Annotated in this window: 17 protein-coding genes; 3 read left to right on the plus strand and 14 right to left on the minus strand. The window is 37.7% G+C overall.

The genetic code is table 11. The annotated features are described in order from the left end of the window. Nucleotides 1-55: 55 nt before the first annotated feature. The 5 genes from CD001_RS17740 to CD001_RS17760 form a co-directional block, all read right to left on the minus strand. Complete coding sequence (locus CD001_RS17740; RefSeq protein ID WP_096188943.1) at nucleotides 56-697, minus strand: HD domain-containing protein; 642 nt, start codon at nucleotides 695-697, stop codon at nucleotides 56-58. A 272-nt stretch (nucleotides 698-969) separates the two neighbouring features. Next, nucleotides 970-1,743 carry a DUF3891 family protein gene (locus tag CD001_RS17745; RefSeq protein ID WP_096188944.1) on the minus strand — a complete coding sequence of 258 codons (774 nt, stop codon included), beginning with the start codon at nucleotides 1,741-1,743 and terminating at the stop codon, nucleotides 970-972. Nucleotides 1,744-1,853: 110 nt separating this feature from the next. After that, entirely contained in the window at nucleotides 1,854-2,162 is a 309-nt protein-coding gene (locus CD001_RS17750) for a hypothetical protein (RefSeq protein ID WP_096188945.1), read from the minus strand. A 120-nt stretch (nucleotides 2,163-2,282) separates the two neighbouring features. After that, on the minus strand, nucleotides 2,283-2,498 hold the full coding sequence (gene yhfH, locus CD001_RS27370; protein WP_407081113.1) for a protein YhfH: 216 nt from the start codon (nucleotides 2,496-2,498) through the stop codon (nucleotides 2,283-2,285). Between the two features lie 184 nt (nucleotides 2,499-2,682). After that, complete coding sequence (locus tag CD001_RS17760) at nucleotides 2,683-3,579, minus strand: chemotaxis protein (RefSeq protein WP_096188947.1); 897 nt, start codon at nucleotides 3,577-3,579, stop codon at nucleotides 2,683-2,685. Between the two features lie 427 nt (nucleotides 3,580-4,006). Between CD001_RS17760 and CD001_RS17765 the strand changes: the two genes are divergently transcribed. Beyond that, a complete protein-coding gene (locus CD001_RS17765) occupies nucleotides 4,007-4,189 on the plus strand; it encodes a hypothetical protein (RefSeq protein WP_096188948.1) in 183 nt (60 codons plus the stop codon). A 111-nt stretch (nucleotides 4,190-4,300) separates the two neighbouring features. On the opposite strand, the gene CD001_RS17770 is transcribed toward CD001_RS17765, so the two are convergent. Then, nucleotides 4,301-5,002 carry a peptidylprolyl isomerase gene (locus CD001_RS17770; RefSeq protein ID WP_096188949.1) on the minus strand — a complete coding sequence of 234 codons (702 nt, stop codon included), beginning with the start codon at nucleotides 5,000-5,002 and terminating at the stop codon, nucleotides 4,301-4,303. Nucleotides 5,003-5,538: 536 nt separating this feature from the next. Between CD001_RS17770 and CD001_RS17775 the strand changes: the two genes are divergently transcribed. Then, nucleotides 5,539-5,919 carry a hypothetical protein gene (locus CD001_RS17775; protein ID WP_096188950.1) on the plus strand — a complete coding sequence of 127 codons (381 nt, stop codon included), beginning with the start codon at nucleotides 5,539-5,541 and terminating at the stop codon, nucleotides 5,917-5,919. 44 nt (nucleotides 5,920-5,963) lie between these two features. Here the strand turns inward: CD001_RS17775 and CD001_RS17780 are convergent, their stop codons facing one another. The 3 genes from CD001_RS17780 to CD001_RS17790 form a co-directional block, all read right to left on the minus strand. Further along, on the minus strand, nucleotides 5,964-6,824 hold the full coding sequence (locus CD001_RS17780) for an amidohydrolase family protein (RefSeq protein WP_096188951.1): 861 nt from the start codon (nucleotides 6,822-6,824) through the stop codon (nucleotides 5,964-5,966). Next, a complete protein-coding gene (locus CD001_RS17785; RefSeq protein ID WP_096188952.1) occupies nucleotides 6,811-9,951 on the minus strand; it encodes a GNAT family N-acetyltransferase in 3,141 nt (1,046 codons plus the stop codon). The genes CD001_RS17780 and CD001_RS17785 overlap by 14 nt, the downstream gene beginning before the upstream one ends. Before the next feature lie 361 nt (nucleotides 9,952-10,312). Then, the gene (locus CD001_RS17790) at nucleotides 10,313-10,822 is read right to left on the minus strand and encodes a YwpF-like family protein (RefSeq protein ID WP_096188953.1); all 510 of its coding nucleotides are present in this window, start codon (nucleotides 10,820-10,822) and stop codon (nucleotides 10,313-10,315) included. Nucleotides 10,823-11,074: 252 nt separating this feature from the next. On the opposite strand from CD001_RS17790, the gene CD001_RS17795 reads away from it, so the two are divergent. Next, complete coding sequence (locus CD001_RS17795; protein WP_096188954.1) at nucleotides 11,075-11,896, plus strand: hypothetical protein; 822 nt, start codon at nucleotides 11,075-11,077, stop codon at nucleotides 11,894-11,896. A gap of 6 nt (nucleotides 11,897-11,902) precedes the next feature. Here the strand turns inward: CD001_RS17795 and CD001_RS17800 are convergent, their stop codons facing one another. The 5 genes from CD001_RS17800 to CD001_RS17820 all read right to left on the minus strand — a co-directional run bounded on the left by CD001_RS17800 (nucleotide 11,903) and on the right by CD001_RS17820 (nucleotide 17,814). After that, nucleotides 11,903-12,901, minus strand: coding sequence for a DUF2207 family protein (locus tag CD001_RS17800; protein ID WP_179298805.1), 999 nt, complete (start codon nucleotides 12,899-12,901; stop codon nucleotides 11,903-11,905). 72 nt (nucleotides 12,902-12,973) lie between these two features. After that, nucleotides 12,974-13,648: a TVP38/TMEM64 family protein gene (locus tag CD001_RS17805; protein ID WP_096188956.1), complete on the minus strand. Its 675-nt coding sequence runs from the start codon at nucleotides 13,646-13,648 to the stop codon at nucleotides 12,974-12,976. Between the two features lie 139 nt (nucleotides 13,649-13,787). Continuing rightward, entirely contained in the window at nucleotides 13,788-14,972 is a 1,185-nt protein-coding gene (locus tag CD001_RS17810) for an MFS transporter (RefSeq protein ID WP_096188957.1), read from the minus strand. A 34-nt stretch (nucleotides 14,973-15,006) separates the two neighbouring features. Next, entirely contained in the window at nucleotides 15,007-16,218 is a 1,212-nt protein-coding gene (locus CD001_RS17815) for an EAL domain-containing protein (protein WP_096188958.1), read from the minus strand. A 507-nt stretch (nucleotides 16,219-16,725) separates the two neighbouring features. Next, the gene (locus CD001_RS17820; RefSeq protein ID WP_096188959.1) at nucleotides 16,726-17,814 is read right to left on the minus strand and encodes a hypothetical protein; all 1,089 of its coding nucleotides are present in this window, start codon (nucleotides 17,812-17,814) and stop codon (nucleotides 16,726-16,728) included. Between the last annotated feature and the right edge of the window lie 116 nt (nucleotides 17,815-17,930).

Consider the following 17,930-nt stretch of genomic DNA (forward strand, 5'->3'; position numbering starts at 1 on the left):
GTTTATGTATATTCTCTTTATTTGACGATGAAAGATAGGCAAAGGTTTCACTTTTTTAACGTTTTCCTTCCCATTCTTCCAAAAACTGCGTAAGGAAATCTTCTAAAAATTGATGTCTTTCTTCTGCCATTTTTTTCCCGGTCGCTGTCTTTATTCCACCTCTCAATTTCAACAGTTTTTCGTAGAAATGATGAATAGCAGAAGAGCGCTGCTGGCGATATTGTTCAACTGTCATCTCATCTCGAACCTCAAGATCTGGTAAATACATCGAGTCTGCATGAGCACCTGCAAACATGAACGTTCTAGCGATTCCGATCGCTCCTATCGCATCTAACCGATCGGCATCTTGGACTACTTCTCCTTCTATATTGACAGGAGACGTATTGTTGCCACCTTTAAAGGATACTGTTTTAATCGATTGAATGATATTGCTCTTCTTGCTTTCGTCAATCTCTAATTCTGTTAACCACGCTTGTACAAGTTGAAGACCTTCCTCTTCACTCGAATGAAATTTATCATCAGCAACATCGTGTAAGAGAGCTGCCATTTCACAAATAAACGGATCTGCTTTTTCCTGTTTTGCAATGTGCAAAGCATTTTTCCGAACACGATCTGTATGAAACCAGTCATGCCCCGTTGAATCATCCTTAAAAAAATCCTTTACCATTTCTTCTGTTTTGACGATATATCCTCTCATCTGTTTCCTCCAATATAGAGTTTTCTCTCTTTTATCTTATCGTCCTATATCAGTTAAGTAAAATCATAACCCTTTTAAATGTGTTAAGTGGACGGCTGGGATAAACCCCATGTAAAAAGAGTGCCCGTGTACGTCATTCTGTTATCATTATTTAGGATAATAAATGACGTAGCACGGACAATGTTGTCAGCAAAAGATAGAAGGTACTGCAAGGAAATTGTAATAAAAAAAGTTGGATCCACATGATACGTTGGAAACACCTTTTTTAACCGCTACGTATGACACCTTATCGTCACGGAATGGTATTGTTTTTTTTCTTGCTGATAATACATTGGAAATTCCTCTTTGTTTATTCGATTTTTCATCAACTCTTTATAAGGAATGTCAATATTAAATTCTTTTTCAAAAGGAAAGGAAGTGAGTTGTACGGTATTCTCTCCATCCCAGTTGGCACAATGCTTGTCATCGTTCAATGGAGCAAAACGTTGTCGAAATCCCTCTTTAAACCATGAAAACTCATTTTCTTTTGACACTCCCCATTCATTCATGCAAAGAAAAAGAGATAAATCATCACAAAACTGTAATAAGTCAAAATGAAATTGTATGGGCTCTGAGACTTCTTGAACATGTAACTGTAATTCTTTTTCAATTCTTTGTTGGCGACATTCTTCAAAATGTTTAAACGTAAGAGCTCGCGGGTCTTTTTTCCCCTCAAAAAAACTTGTATAGTGCAAACTAATTAAATAACCTGCATATAAATTTTCAGCACTTACTTGGTCCACTCCTCGCTTATATGCATGGAGCTTTTTTTCAAGAGGATATTCTGTAAAAGCTGCCGGTCGATCTTCGTCTAACAAATATATCGGATGATCATCAAGCGGCACCCAACTTACATCATGTTGTTGAATGGCGAAGTTTACATCTTTTCTTCGTTCGTGCTGAAGGAAATAAGCGTCTTTCCATAACTGAGCGAACAGTCCAGAAATAAGTGCATGTTCATGCTGCTCAATGAGTATAAACGAATGCTGCCTTTCCCTTACAATCAATGGATTATGTCACCTCCAACTTGATCAATAACTCAAACTTCTTTATAAATCATCATATATTCTAGTTTATGAACGAAACAACCATTTCCTCCACTTTTATACAACTTCTCTTAGGTTTGGCGCAACTTCTCTTGGGTTTGACGCAACTTCTCTCGAGTTTGGCGCAACTTCTCTTGGGTTTGACGCAACTTCTCTTGGGTTTGACGCAGCTTCTCTCGAGTTTGGCGCAACTTCTCTTGGGTTTGACGCAGCTTCTCTCGAGTTTGGCGCAACTTCTCTTGGGTTTGACGCAACTTCTCTCGAGTTTGGCGCAACTTCTCTTGAGTTTGGCGCAACTTCTCTTGGGTTTGACGCAACTTCTCTTGGGTTTGACGCAACTTCTCTCGAGTTTGGCGCAACTTCTCTTGGGTTTGACGCAACTTCTCTTCTTTCTTTTATTTTTAATTAAATATGAACGAAAAAATACCAGACACTCCAATTATCCTTACAGATCATCAATCTGCAACAATTGGATATGCCTGGTACGAATGAATTGTCATTTAATGAATTTCCTTTTCGCAGTTATCACATTTATGAGAATAGCAATCGTGCATTTCATCGATTTTATCCCCACATTTTACACACTCTTTTGGCGGCAGGTTTTTAAAAAACTCAGTACTAGGAATTAACATATTTGTTTTCCCCTCCTTCAAGTCCACGAATTGTCTTATAACAGAATCCAACAAAGACCATAAAAACAGTACAAGAGTAACCATAACCCTGTAAACAGACACGTATATACTAAACTTAACTACTACATACTATGCCTTCCACTCTAATTTTGTTATAAACAGATACCTATTATTTTTTATTATTATATAACAGTAAGGTCAATATGTCACGACATTATTAAATAAATCCCAAAAAAAATTCAAAGGTGCGTCCACCCTTGAATTTTAATTATATATGTAACAACTCATCTAAAGCATTTACTATTTTTTCAATGTCTGGTTTGCTTACTTGGTAATCAGCTCCAACTTTCTCACCTTTATGAAATAAATCACCTGAAATTAATGATGAAAAAATGACTACTGGTAAGTCTTTTAACTGTACGTCTTCTTTGACTCGTTTTGTTAAATGATGTCCATCCATTTGAGGCATTTCTATATCGGTAATGACCCCGTCAAAGAGAGTTTTCCCTTCTTTCATGCTTTCCAACTGTGCCCAAGCTTCTTTTCCATCCTCTGAAAATGTTAATTGCGTATAACCAGCTACATTTAACGTATTTTGCAGCAATTGACGTAATACCGAAGAATCTTCAGCAATTAAAATTTTTCTTTTTCCGCGCTCCGTTTTGTTGGCCACTTTTGAAGAATTCATGGTTAATTTCGCTCCGGGAATAATATCATAAACGATCTTTTCAAAATCTAAAAGCAGAATCATTCTTTCATCCATTTTAACGACCCCGACCGTTAATGCCTGTAGTCCCTCACTAAGCTCTGTTGGTTTTTCTATCTGTTCCCAAGATAAGCGGTGAATTTTTGATACACAGCCTACGTGAAAAGCGACCTTCATTTGATTCAATTCAGAAACAATCAATTTACTTTGCTTTGAATCTGTTGGTTCAGTAAATCCAATTGCTTTGGCTAATTGAATAACAGGAATAATTTCCTCCCTTAATCGAATAACCCCTTCTACATGCGGGTGTGAATGGGGGATTTTTGTTATAGGTAACGGCTGAATAATTTCTCTCACTTTCATCACATTAATCCCAAATAACCCTTCCCCTATTTGAAAATCAATGATTTCTAACTCATTTGTACCACTTTCCAGCAGGATTCCACTGTCTATCGTCATACTTTCTTCCTCCTCAACCCACCCGATTATCACTATAGATTCTTTTTACCCATGAAAATCATACCACTTTTTCCGTGTTTGCGCTATATACAATCGACCTGTTTTGACCTGTGAATATTTTTCTTTTTCAATTGCGAGAATAAGAAAACAACACTATAATTAAAATTGATGTATAGTTGTGTATGTTCAAAAGCTAGAAATATTTTATAGGTACTCATACAGATATGAATTGATAACTGCAAAAAGCAGTTTGTTGAACTTCGTTCCCGATAAGACGTTTAATCTGTTTATAGTATCTGAATTTGCTACATAATTTCCTTTCAACGAACTTCATGACTATCACTAGATCACACTCATAAGTGACGTTGACCTTTATTTCAAACTTTTGAACAACCTTTTATAGTAATAATGTTAGGAGGATATAAGTATGCTTAAACGATTGTTGCCTTGGTCTTTATTAACGATTATGTTTGTATTCACACCATTTGCAACTGCATTAGCAGCAGCAGAAGACGGTGAGAATGGCGGCGGTGCATTAATGGAAGGGCCATTTATCATTTTAGCTTTTGCAACAGTTATCATTATGATCTATTATGCATTTCGTGACTAACCTATAATGGACAAAGAAGAGGGTGTCCCAAAGTCTATGCTTTTGGCGACACCCTCTTCCTCTTTTTTATGGTGATGTATATCTTTTTACAACAAAAAAATGGCTGGCATATTAGTCGATAACCTCAACCGTTTCGATCACCACATCCTCGATAGGCTTATCCTGCATGTCTGTTTCTAATTGTGCAATTTCATCTACGACATCGAGCCCCTCGATGACGTGACCAAAGACAGTATGCCCTGGGTCAAGGTGAGGAGTCCCGCCTAATTCCTTATAATGCTCTTGTTTCTCTTCCGGAATTTCTAAGTTATGCTGATCCATAATCATGTCTAGTACTTCTTGATCGAACGGAGGTGCTTGAACGATATAAAATTGACTTCCGTTCGTGTTTGGTCCACTGTTCGCCATTGCAAGTGCTCCTTTAAAGTGGCCTAATGCATCTGAAAACTCATCTTCAAACGCTTCTCCATATATGCTTTCTCCACCCGTTCCATCCCCATTAGGGTCTCCGCCTTGAATCATAAAGTCTTCAATAACTCGGTGGAAAATGACTCCATCGTAGTATCCTTCTTCACTTAAAGATAAAAAGTTTTCAACTGCTTTTGGTGCGAACTCCGGGAACAGTTTTACGTGGATATCTCCCTTGTTCGTTTTAATAACTGCTTCTCTTTCATCTTCAGCAACTTCATCATTTAATTGCGGATAATCAGTGGAGGAGCCTGCTTGTTCTTCCCCGTTACAAGCTGCAATAATGAGCAGGCAAGTTATACTTAGTAATAGCATTATCATCGTTTGTTTTTTCACGTTGAACATCTCCTATCTTTGCGTAATCCTTCATAATGCGTTCGTACACATATCCCTCTGTCAGACCCTCCTCACCTATAAGACGAGCTTGAGCTTCGTTTTATGTAACCAGCACCTTTATTGATTTTACCTCTACAATAAGGGCTTGTACACATTTTTGAATAACAGATTACATTTTTTAAACAGAGAAATGTGACGAATATTCCTATCATTACCGGATACCCCTTCTTTTTCCAAGATATAAATAGAAAATCTTTACATGGCGAAAAATGGGGAACGTTCTTCCGGATTTTTTCTTGACTATTTTCCGTTCATCCGTACAATAATAAGTAGAACAAACGTTCGCTTCGATGTGGCTCTGTTAAACTTCCTTGTTGATGATGCAAATTGGTCGCTTTCAGCGGACTCACCCGCGAGCCTCATCGCTCGTCCCTCTCTGCGGGGGCCCGCTTGGCTCGTTTTTCCGCAGGAGCATTGCCATTTTTCATCATCCACATAACTTTACCGTTTAACATAGCGCCTATAAATGTAAGGAGGGAGCAGCGATGGCCAAGCTCACTGTTGAAGAAGAGCGCCTAAGTGAATCATACATCCTGTCCGAGTTGGCCCGGAAAGTATTAGAAAAGGATTTAAAAAAATTGGAAGAAGCTCCTTTGAAATTAAAAGATCCTTATTTCCACCTGTTAGAGCATACCCTTCACGAGCTCAGCAAAGAACTGTACAAAACAAAATCGAAAATGAAACAGATGGGAATCAAGGTTCAGCTAAATGACCATGATGAGACATTTTCCGAATATACGATCTTCTTTCGCGGCTATGTTCTTACCGCAAAGTACTTAAACGCTCATTTAAAAAATCAAGTAAGTGACCAAATTGCCCGATTGTTTACCCCTTCCAAAAACGAAGGTCGGCACCCGTTTCATTAATACCATTCCTTCACACTACCGATCGACGATGAGCATTTGTAATATCATGATAAAAAAGGCTTTATTTTTTTGAACACGTTCGTTGCCGTATGATAAAACAAATCATCCCACGCGGAAGACGGGAAATAGCCTTTCATAAATTCAATATATGGCTCGATTTGAACTAAAGGCCAGTCTGTTCCAAACATAAATTTCTCATAGTGGTCGCAAAAAGCAACCGCATGTTTTAAATGATCAAAAAAATGCGGCGTATTCACAATCCGGCTGACCTCGGTACGATCTCCGACGATCAGACCAGACATATCGGCAAACATGTTGCTGTTTTTATAGACGACTTCTGCAGCATCAATCATCCACGGATCGCCGAAGTGAGCCATAACGAACGTGACATCCCGATGACGAACAGCGACTTCATCTAATGTGAGGGGGTGTGCATACTTTAGCAGACCTCGCTCTGAATATGTATCACCAGTATGAAATACAACCGGAACATCAAATCCCTTTGCAATTTCATATACCGGTTCATACACTTTGTCATACGCGTAAAAAGGGTAATAGCCTAAGTAAATTTTAATCCCTACAGCTTCTGGCTGTAATAGCGCTTTTTCAAGCTGAGAAAGTTCACGCTTTCCTAAACGGTACGGATTAACACCTGGACAATAAACGACGTTCGGGGCTGAAGTCGTTAACATATCTACCCCCATAGGAGTGGGGGGAACAGAGTCAGGAAAACCTTCTCCCCCCTCCACTTCCCGAAGGCCCATCCCAATTGCTAACACCACATTATTTTCTTTCATCTCTTTATGCAGACCCTCAACAGAATAATCAATATGTGAAAGACGTCTCGCTGTATGTTGAAAGGACTCTATGTGAGATAAATGAATATGTGCGTCAATAATTTTCATTCTTTGCACCTCTCTGATGATGGAAAAACCTAATTGCTCTCAACGGATTCATTACATCCAATGAATGTAACTGATCGGAGAAAAGAAAGAAATGCGGAGCAATCATATGAGTAGCCTTATTTTTAACATGTAGAGGCTGCTCCATAAAAATACTAACAACGTCACGATTCATATATACTTCTAAATCATTTAAATCATTGTTCGGAATAAAGTGAAGTTTTTCATTCCTGCCATTTTGCTCGAAAACAGCGTAAGATAGCCCGTACAGCTCGGTTTCATGGCGGTGATGTACAAAAGAGTTCGTTTCATCTCCGTCTGCATATACCCGAATATGGCCTTGTTCGTCCCCGGTACACAAATTAAACATGCTCGTTTGTTTCGTTCCATGAAAGTCAAAGCCTGTATTTTGCTCAAATTCCGTAAACGTTGCTAATACAGGAGTTCCAGGACGAGTCGCTACATATTGATGAAAAGTAAGCCCATCATATAATGAATGATCTTTTATTTCGGTTGACATTTTCAGCCCTTCCCATCGCCCACTGAATGAATCATCTAACGACACAAACTGGCAAGTTGAATGAGATTCAAGAATCTTCCGCTGAAGCAGTTGATTGAGTGAGTAGTTCACCCCGCCAACCCAAGGATTCCACCATGATCTTGATGAAGGCGTTGGAAAAGAAGAATCAAGCCATTCCGTTCCATTTGCTTTCAATGAATAAAAACCAGGATAAAAACTAGGTGCTCCTTTCACAGACAAGTAGCCATTATCAAGAATAAACACTTCATGATCATCCTCAACAACGATATCTTTTTTCACATCATCTCCTTGTACAGGATAGAGAAGAACATCTTCATGTATTGTCTGACTTGATAAACGACCTGACAATTGAAAATGACGAACGCGAGCATTTGAATGCGGATCCATTTTTACGACTGTTTCCCATGATTCCCAGCTTTCTGAATCTGGCTTTTGAAACTGTCCGATCCTCTCATTTTGATCTCCAGTTATTTGTAAATTCGTTTCAGATTGCTGAAGAACATTTTGTGAAAAAGTTAAGATCGTTTCGTCTTCAATAAACGGATTGCCATCTTTTGGTCGAAAAACGAATGAAGACTGGGGCAACTGTACTTGAACAACCGGTTTTTTTAGAGCAAATTCCTTAACTTCCTTCGTATTAGAAAAGAGATTTATTCCGAAATGAACGCTTGAAGTGGCTACCGTTTTTCCACATTCAACTTTGTCCCACGTCTCTTCAAAATACATGCGGTGCCAAGTATGAAAATGGAGTTTTTGCCGTTCATCCCAGACTAAAGAAACACAATGATCATCATCCTTTGTAAAAAGCCAATTTTCAGTCAACTTTTTATCGTCCCATGCATCAACTTCATGATAATACGTACCTTGATTAAAAAGTATCTCTCCTCCGTACGGAAGATACGTATTAGCTAATGAAAAAGAGAAAGGAGTATTAAGGGAAATCGATTCTACAGTTTGATCTCCGCGATTCTCTATTTCATAATGCTGACTCATTAAGCCTTCTGAAGTCAATTCAACGATCCTGTTCAACATCACGTCATCAAAATCGCGAGAGAGATAACTTAATTTCATCCCTATAGTAGCCCCACGTTCATAAAAATAAATGCTCTCAGGCTTTTTAATTGAAAATTCCTCAGAAAAAGGCTTTCCGAGCTTAGGATATAAGAAAATATAATCACTTTCGTTTTGCCTTCCACGCTCAAATAATAAATGATTGTTTTCCTTTTTCAATGCCGCGTGTGCGACCCCATTAAATAAATGGTAGTATTCAGGGCACTCTCCATAAATACTGCTGCCGAGTGTATTAAAAGGAAAAGAGATCTGTTGATTAAATGTAATCGATCTGCCCTTTTCTGCTTGAACATGGATCGTGACAACTTCACTGTAAAAAGCGGCAGATAAGATCTCTGCCTTAATAGGAACCGTTTTCTTTTCTCCTGCGGATAAAGCCATTTCAACTATTTCATTATGAAAATGAACGGATTCATCATCCGGAAGCTTAAATAACACATTTGCCGCCGTATCAAATTGATTTTCAAAACTCATGTAAGCCGTTTCCGAAGCTTGCTCGAAGCTCATATTTCCTGCCAAATAACACTGGATCGAAACCGGCTCTTTCGGCAGCACTCCTAGCTTTAATGGAATAACTTCTCCATTTAAAGAGACATTCACTTCTACTGATGGGTGCGTCTTTTTTGAATCTTGCTTCACATCAGTCGGATGGATATAAAAAGAGCCTTCAAGGATCTCATCACCCGTAACCATCCTCTTATCATTAAAATCTGTATCAATAATTGAGTTTTTCTGTCCTTCCACATGAACATTAAGCTGATCTGGCGTTTTATTTGTTACTTTCAAGCGAACGGGATAAGACTTACCGAAAATATTTTTATGCTGGTCTACTTCTAATTGAATCGCATAGTCATTTGTTTCTGCAGCACAAATCCCGCGTCCCGTTCTTTCAAAACGAACCTTTAAACATTGGTGTTCATTTTCCCAATGATAATCGTAATAATCAAATCCATTTTTCTTTTCACCGTCAGGCTCAACGCGGATCTCACGCTGACTATCAATATACCAATCTAATTGAGCGAAGAGTGGCTGAAAGGCAGGAACAGTTAAAACTGAGGGGATAAAATTCATTAAATGTACCGAATCATCCCGCTTTTCCCAGAAAAAGCCGCATTTTTTATAAAGAGGAACAGCTTTTATATTTCCTGGCCACGTGTACAAGTCTAATCTCGGCCACTTTCTTTTCATCGTTTCTTCAAGTGCAGTTAATACAAGTTTTTTACCAATTTTCTTCCCATGAAAATCTGTTCGAACGTTTAGCAGTGGAATGTATAAGGCTCCGTGATCATCACGATATTCAGAAAGACCGCAATAACCAACAGCTTCTTCACCAATCATGGCAATAAACGTGAACAAATTTGTTGAGTTCTCTTCTTCCATTTGCACATCTTCTGCTGTTTTTATATTGGAGTGTCCACCCCATCCTTCGCGGCTTTCATTCCACATATGAGCAACTGCACTCGCAAGTTCAGAATGATATTGTACAACATTCACTTCATCTACTGATTTTACTGTCATTGATACATCCTCCTTTCAGTCAATACGATGTTATTTCTAAAAGGCTGTTTTATTAAAGGATGTTGCTTTTGAATCTATCATATAATTGTTCGACTCCGTTACTAGCGGTAGCTTTCACCTAGGGCAAAAGCAAGGCACCCACCTATTGGCGACTAGCGCTCTCTCTTTCGCTTCTAGCATCGCTCCGTTATATATCCGTCAACCGGGCAAAATGATAGAGAAGGTCTTCGACTAACGCTCCCGAACGCCGAAATCACCACACTCGTGTGGAAGCTCCTGATGAACGCTCATTGGGCTAGACAACGATCGAGAGATTGAAATTATATAAGTTCTTATCTTTGAACAGAAGACGTCCTCGCTCTTACTTTTGCTCTGAATCGTAATAGCCTTTCTCCTTTGCTTGTTCATAAGCATTCGTTAAAATCCCTTGTATAGCCTGACCTCTGTCCTTCTTACGGCGTTTGAATTCTTCGTATAAATCTTCGCCCGAATAGCCTTCGTCAACTAAATTTTTTAACAGCATATCAGAAAGATCATCTTTTTTAGCGACAATGATTCCATCTAGATGTATACTAAGATGATCACGTAATTCATGAATCGCATTCACTTGGCAAACTAAAGTAGCTGGGTCATTTGTCCGTTTAGTAATGGTTACTTCAGCCATAAAGGTCTGATTACTTTGGCTGTATTCCTCGAAGTACTCTTTCCATTCAGGAGTGACAACAGCTTCAATGAGCCAATTTTTCTTCGCTTCTTCTTTATTAATAATTAATCCTTCTACTAACGGAATCTCTTTTCCTTTAATTTCACTTTGTTCATTATGCTCATCATCAAAAAGAATTGCTAAAGAGCAAAGTTTAAACGTTTTCAATATTTCCACCTCCAGCTGTTTCCTGTTATTGTACCTCCTTTTTTTCAATTCGTCACATTTTGCAAAAACCCTTCAACTTTCCTCATTGTCATGTTGAAATTTGCCACATTGTGATTCGTTCGATTATTCGTTTTCAATGAAAAAAGAACATAATATATTTGACAAAAGACGTTTATTAACGGTTCAATTATCATAAATGTGCACAGGCCATTAGCGTATAGATATTCGAGCGATTAAAAAGGAAGAAAAAATATGAAAACGAATGCTGTTATTTTCACCTCATACAACGGAATAACATCAATACTGCCAACCAATTTACGATCGGTTCCTGTTTTTCAAATTGGACTTGATCGTCAATCGATTCCTCTTACATCAGAGCATTTAGCTTTATATTTTAAACAATATGACCATGTGATCCTTTTTAAAACCAATCATACAGGCGATCATTTGATACAAGGTACTCACTCACACGTATCCGGCTTTCTCACTTTATTGTTTTATACTTTTGCACGAAAGTTTAAAAAGAAGCTTTATTATGTAAATGACAGGCAGCAGTTAGTTGAAATCACCAATGGGGACGGAGCACCATTCCGAAAGCTTGCAAGCTTAACCGATAAAAAAAAGATGTATACTCCTCACACCCATACTGTTACTTCCATACAGAAAATAAAAGTCAAAAACGATCTGACAGCAGAGCAAATGAGTAAACAATACTTTTCCTGGCTCGAGCTTTTTACGAAGCTCATATATATCGATGAAAGCGATGGAGAATATTCTTTCAAGGTCAGATTCGCACAAACTGCGCTGCTACAATTAAAAGAGAATAGCGCTTTTCGTCATGACCCTTTGACAGCAGAGTTTATCATTAACGGTGGCGTTCTGAATAAAGATCGCTCATTAACGATGAAAAATGGACGATTTTGGTTTCTCCTTTCTCCGGACAGAAGCAACCTTTATACAGCATTAGTTCATTTTCGCCCATCCCTTCCTTGGCCTGTTTATTTACGAAGTCAAAGTCCGATTCATGCGTTCGTTATGAAACGATTTGCTCAATCCAACAAAACCATCGTGTGATTTTGTTTACGTACTATCTCCGTCAACGACATCACCGTCAGAAAAATAGCCAACCGGAGAGATCACTTTTTCTGTTACAGCTTCTACCTCATCTACAGCTTTGATGCTTTCTGCAGAAAGTGCTGCAGAACCTGGAGCCATTGCAAAATAAAGAGGAAAATGCTCCTGGTTAAGGGAAATTTGTGAGGCATCACGTATCGCAAACTTTTCAATGAACTGATCTTTTATCCCAAACGCCAGTGCAAATATAAAACCGGCTGTCATTTTGTCAGACTCAGAGAAATTCACTGGAGGTGATTCGGTTATCTTATCTTTATAGGCAGTCCAACGATGAAAGGCCGACCACCCTTGATCTGAAATGTTCGGAAAGATAAAGGCAGACGTACTCGTAACAACCGCACTAACTAAATAAAGAAGACTAACAAATGGATAAAAAAATAGTAATGAACTTCCGATTAACAACATAACCGAACCGATTATTAACAGCTGCTTTTTTCGAACAGGAAACGCTACTTCATACCCGATTTCTCGTAACCTTTCTGTCATAACCTTCTCCCATTCATATAGATACTGAATAAACTCTTCTCGTTTCTCATCCTCTTTTGTGTAATGTTCCAAATCACTAGCATAAAAGACGCCGTGATTGCCTATCTCATATAAGAACCATTCATGTAAAAACGACTCTTCTTTTGATAAGCTGACTTCATTATTTTGAAGGTCTGTAAAACAATATTCGTTGACCTGGTCATCGAACGATAATTTCAGCACTCTTTTTTTTACTAAAGCGATCAGCCCGGCTGTAATATGACGTGTAGAAGCTCCTTTTCCATCGATAAATTGCGCAATAAGAGGCGGGAACGTATCGAGATCACCCATACTAACTTCAAGCTCTTCTTTTGTACCTTTCGGGTTTCTTTTCTTCCTGACTAGATTCCATATAATAAAAACTGCTATAGAACTGAGCAAAATAAAGAGAATGAAAGAAACGACCTGGACTATCTCCATTAATCTCCCCTCCTTAACAATTAATACGAACGAAAACAACTCAAGTAGAACCATATTATTTTACTTTTTGTATTATTTCTCTCTCACTTTTTGAACATCTTTTCTAAAGAATTGAATGGCAAGTATTCCTACGAGCAAAGCAGCATAAACCAAATACGCAATTACGTATGTCGAACTGGATTCACCGCCGTACCAGAGAGGTAATGCTAATATACTTAACAACCATACCATTGAAAGATTGCCGAAAATTGTTGACAGGATGTATTGGCGTGAATTAATCGGGCTAAACGCTGCAGCTATCGAAATGAGGTTACTCGGCATAAACGGGAGACTTCGTAAAAAAACGATAATAAAAACACCGTACTGAGAAATCGCGTACATCAGTTTTTGAAGTGTCTTCGTCTTCTTTTTCCACATTCGATTTACATATCGTTCACTCAAAGATCTCGAAAGCCAAAAACAAAATAATGCCCCTAGACTTGTACCTACCATACTAAAGAGAAAACCTTCGACAATACCAAAGACAAAAAAGTGGATGATGATCAAGACGATGACCGGAAAAAAAGTAAGAACTCCTTGTACAGCCATTAAAGGAATAGTAACGAACAACATCCCATATCCCATTTCATCAAACAGTTCATTCGTAAAATAATCAATATTTTCACTTCGAAGCTGCTGAATCCATTCTGAATCTATGAAAATAAATAAAATAACAATCAAAAGAATAAAAAGTAGTGCGCTTTTCACAAAATCACCTTTTTCTTCATGATAACGATTCGAGCAGACGGGTATTAAACGAGGAAAACGAATATTTGACTTTCTTCGACATATACGTAAATTTATCCTTTAATACATAGGAAAAGGCGAGACAGAATTTCTCTCGCCTTTACCCATTTGCTGATATCATTTTTTCTTTCTCTTTCATGCCATCTCCTGTTTTAAAATAGAAATAACGGTACATAAGCGCACCTACAAAACCGATGACAGATAAGAAAAACATAACTATATACAAATCTCTTACAGCGAATACATGAATGACACTTCCTCCTAGTATTGAACCGATAACACCTGAGATTCCGAAGAATACAGAGATGAACAGCAAGTGCCCGGTAGATTCCAATTCTTCCGGAACGAGTTTCGTAACGAATTGAAATGCTGTCAAATAGAACATGGCGAAGGTCATTCCATGTAATACTTGAATAATTAAAACGATTTGAGGGTCTGGAGCAAACGACATGAGCAACCACCTTACAGCATAAAGAAATCCTGCAACTGTTATAAAAGTAAGTGCGTGGAAGCGCCTAAACCAATATACACTGAAAGCAAACACGATTGCTTCAGCAAATACCCCAATAAACCAAGACAATCCAATGTAAGACTCATTTCCACCGAGCTCGATAATGTATAAACCCATGAACGAATCGTTCATACGATGAGTAAGGCTAATTGCCAAAATCATTAATAAAAAGATCGCAAGCTTTCCATTTTTTAAAAGCTTTAAAGCACTCGTTAAAACGACCGGCTTTTTCGACGGAACACTGTCAGGGGCTAAATAACAAAAGACGAGAGCGATACAAATAAATGTCGCATATAAGTAATACATATTGCTTATCCCGATCTGGGTTAAAATATATCCGCTAACTAATGAAGCTGTTCCGAAACCGAGCGATCCCCACATTCTTATACTCCCAAACGATACACCTTGCTGAACGGAAACTTTTTGTGCCAAACTGTCACCTAATGCACCGGAAGGGGACATAAATGAAAAAAATAAATATAATAACGGGATTAAAATCATAAATTCCGCTGCTTGGAAAACGATAAATCCAATCGCCAGTGCACCTGTAAGACAAATAAGCAAAATTCTTTTTACCGTCTTATATTTATCACTCATAAATCCCCAAAACGGCTGAGCAACAATCGCTGCAGCAGGCCCTACAGCTAGTAATATTCCAATCTCTGAACCTGTTAAACCCATTTCCTGAAAATATACTGGTAAATAGCTAATGATAATTGTCATCGAGGAATGAAAGAAAAATAGCATCCCTTTTAATTTCCATATTGAATTCATACATTTTGTTCCCTTCTGCAAACGAAAAAGCCAGCTATCTTAACCAGTCTTTTTCATATAAAAAATCTTGATTCATATCGATGAATAAAAATAGGTCGTGATTAATCTGGAAGGAGTATGTGCGAATTAGTTCATTTGAATCAATATCCCGATAACTGTCAGACAAAATCCCAGTATTCCCATGTTCCATCTTTACTAAGTTTTCTAGAAAGTACGAACGCCAGCTCCAGTTTTTCCCTTTAGACGCTTCATCGATCTGCCACTCTTGATCTCCCTTTAAGTAGTTAGGGCTCTTCTGGTAACCGTTAGAATCACAAATGTATGCACGAAATGCCCATGATGAAATGAATTTCGTCACTTCTTCAAGCAGCAGCTCTTCATTTTCTAATTCTTCTTGTATGTTCGTAATCTTATTATCTAGCATTTGCACGAACTTCCATTGTTCATTCATTCTCTTCTTATCATAATTTACAAAAGATGTTACTTGAGATGCTAGCAATTGTTGGCGGTAATTTCGATCAACAGCATTATTCGTTTTCGTACTAAGCAAATCACCTTGAATAAAGCGTCCGCCATGCTTCCAGGCTGTATATAGATGGTGTGGGTCAGAAATTCCTTCAAAAGTAACAACAGCACCAATTTTACGTGCAAAGAACGTCAAGGCGTCCAAAACGTCTCTAATTGAATGTACAGCTGAAGTTTCCTTCATTTTTTCCATATTTACTTTAAACATATTTGGCTCTAACTGAGAGAATGTGTCTAAATCATTTCCTTCTCTACCTAAATCTGCCAACCCTAATTTTAAGTCATTTGCTTTCAAATAGCGAAAGATATGGCTTAATTCGTCTACTTCTCCGTCAAATTGATGTGCGTTAACGTATAATACGATATTCTTTCTCGGAAATCCGTCTTTTTCAAACTTTTCAATTCTCTGGATAAATAAGTCGTGGTTATTTTCATGATAGAGAGCATTCGGATCGATGTTAAAAAACAAACTAGGCCATTCATCATTCGATTCTAAAAACATCTTAATTGTTTTCTCTTGAATGAGTTCCTCAATTTCCCACTTATATTCTGCCGGTACCGAAGAATCCATAAAAAAAGAACCTAGACTCAGGTTTTTATCGTCAATTTGAATATTTCCTAGCACTTCATATCCAATCACTTCAAACTGCTCTAAATTAAAGACAGGCTGAAAAACTGGGAAAACTGTCGATTTATTCATCATTACTTTTAATGGATCCATATTAATCTCCTTTTAAGTATGTGTACTATTAGTCGTGGCTCTCTCCTGCCTGATTGCTATTTGTTCCAATCTTTTTAAACATCTACCTTATAAATAGGAATCATTTATCATTATATCATTAAACCAACGATTATTACTTGAATCAATAAAATTGTTTGTGTCAACTATTAGTGGGCTACTTTTTTAAAAGGTTAGAATGCCTTTTTTTGTTTTGTTGGATCATTTTCGTAAATTGGTATCTCATGCAGCTCCATCGGACTGCGCTGTTAAGCTCTATTCATAAATTTTAATCACCAACTGGTTCATTTATTACGAATATACTATTATTTATTTTCAGAAAACTCAATTCAGATGTTCCGCCATGAAAAATCCCCCTTTAAATAACAATATCTAAAGGGGGTTCAATGTGCTTCTTTTTTTATACGTCGTGACTTTATTTCAAAGCCACAACTTCTTTTCCTTTCCTTAAGACTTCTACCTTCTAAAAAAGCAAGTGTAAGAATGGTTTTACAACTGTCCGTGTCGCTCTTTGAAACAATGAAAAAGCTGATTGACGACGTTTGCAAGTTTATCTTTTTGCAATTCGTCTTCGAAATATTTGTTAATATGCTTCTCTTTTTCATAAGCGTCAAATAAAGCTGCTGTTCCCTTTGTCATAATTTCCTTGTATTCCGTGGTCAGATCTGCTAATTGTTGTTCATACTCAACTTCAACGGATTGATCCATACACCTCTCAAACATATCTACTACCCGATCACCTTCTCGATCCGGATTGATGACATGAGGGGCAGTACCGTCTACTATGCAAAAAGAGAGTTGAGGTATAATAACCATATCGATGCTGTTAGGGTCTAATGCACATGGAAAGGAAATCGTTGAAAAAGATTGCGCATTGGCCTTTTCTATCACTTTTCTCATCAGAGTTGATTTGCCGCTTCCGGAACGTCCTTTAATGATTACTCGTTCATTCAAGTCTGATGTAAGCTCATCAATGAAGTTGACAGGTCCATAAGCAGACGCTGCTCCGAAAAACCTTTTACAATTTAGTGAGCCGGAGATACTCTCCTCTTGTAAAGAATCACGAAACAATTTTGCCATCAATTCATCAGCAACTTGATCAGCTTGTTGAAAATTCATTGCAGACAAATAAATCTTTTCCTTTTCTTCGTGTACTTTTCGTCCTTCTTTAAAATACGTATAACTTAATTGTAGAGAAGCTGATTTTTCATCACTCAATTTTCTGATTTCAGAACGGTGATGACGAAGTTCAGTTTCATTTAAACAATCGTTTAAATGAAACAGTTTATTTTCCATTGAAGGATAGCGCTTTGATAAGTAAACAGGCTCTTTATCCCCGATTACAAGTAATTGACTCTCAGGAAAATACATTCCTTCTAGCGTCTTTGTGTCTGTAGGGTCTATAAATACTTCAACAGCCTGATTTCCTGCTTTTTCTAAGAATGACTCAAACACCATTGCTTGTATTTTCGAGGAACCACCTGTCACAACCCAAACGTCATTGTCCTCCCAAAATTGGTCTAATAAACTATAATGACCTAAGCTAGTGTGACCATTAATAAAATATTTACGGATCACAATATCCCCCCTCCTTTTTCATGCACTATAGTTTATTCACAACCGCCTATTTCGTGAAATATTTGAAAATGAGGATGAGGGTTTCCGTATAGAATTGAAACTTTATGAAATCAACA

The organism is Evansella halocellulosilytica, assembly GCF_002335745.1.
In the GTDB taxonomy this organism is placed as follows: Bacteria; Bacillota; Bacilli; order Bacillales; family Salisediminibacteriaceae; genus Bacillus_CA; species Bacillus_CA halocellulosilytica.